The organism is Pseudoalteromonas sp. BSi20439 (assembly GCF_000241165.1).
Lineage (GTDB): Bacteria > Pseudomonadota > Gammaproteobacteria > Enterobacterales > Alteromonadaceae > Pseudoalteromonas.
In genome coordinates, this window is the sequence record NZ_BADW01000100.1 from 1 (window position 1) to 847 (window position 847).

The 847-nt window shown below is 39.2% G+C and carries 1 protein-coding gene; it reads right to left on the reverse strand.

From position 1 onward, the window contains the following. Nucleotides 1–92 precede the first annotated feature (92 nt). On the reverse strand, nucleotides 93–845 hold the full coding sequence (locus P20439_RS09645) for a DUF3379 family protein (protein ID WP_008466478.1): 753 nt from the start codon (nucleotides 843–845) through the stop codon (nucleotides 93–95). Nucleotides 846–847: the final 2 nt, after the last annotated feature.

An 847-nucleotide genomic window follows, 5' to 3' on the forward strand; every position in this document is an offset into this window, starting at 1 on the left:
ATTGTTTGTAATACCTATCCCCTTATATCAATCTGCTTAGATATAAGGGAGCTTAATTCGTTAAATTGTTCAAATATTTATACAAATTGGTATTACAGCCAGCGAATAGCGCCTGCAATACGTTCATTATACATATCAACCGGTGAGCCTAGGCTTGCTATTAGTACAGTATCAGCTTGTTTTCCTCGGCTTATATGGCCTACATAGCGAGAGTCACTAAAGTCACCCGAGCCAATTTCAAAGACTTTGTTATCACTAGGGACAATAAACACGGTCATAGGGCCAAAGTCCGATTCAAACACTAAATGGATGCCTTTCTCGTCTTGAAAATCGCAAAAGTTAACATAAGTAACTTTCCCAGGTAAATCATTAAGTTGACCGCCAAGTAAAGCCAGCTTTTCATTGACTGTTTGTAAGCTGATAGGTTGAGTTTTATTTAACGCGTTAAGTTCATGATAAACATGCGCCAATGCATGCTCGCCAGCCGCATGATTCAAGTTTTGCTCTGTGCTAAACATAAACGCACTTACCGCAATCACAAATGAAGCAGCGAACGCCAAATATACACGGTCAAACTTAAAGCGTGAGCGTGAATCAATAACGTTGTTTTTTTGTTCAAGCTCATCTTTTCTGGCTTTTTCTTTTAACGAGGTGTTTAAAATAATCCGTTCAGCAAGGTTGTCAGGCACAGGAATATCAAGCGCATCATTGAGTTGCTTATCAAATGCTTTATTTTCATTTAAAAATTGTTGTCTATCGGGACTGCTGTTTGCAAATTCCAGTAGTTCTTTGTCTAGCTCGTTTGGCTGTGCAATCGTGCGGCGACGAAACTCAAGTTCATCCATTA

Excerpts from the sequence above, each read along its gene's own strand:
- P20439_RS09645 (WP_008466478.1), bottom strand. The coding sequence starts at position 845 with ATGGATGAACTTGAGTTTCGTCGCCGCACGATTGCACAGCCAAACGAG.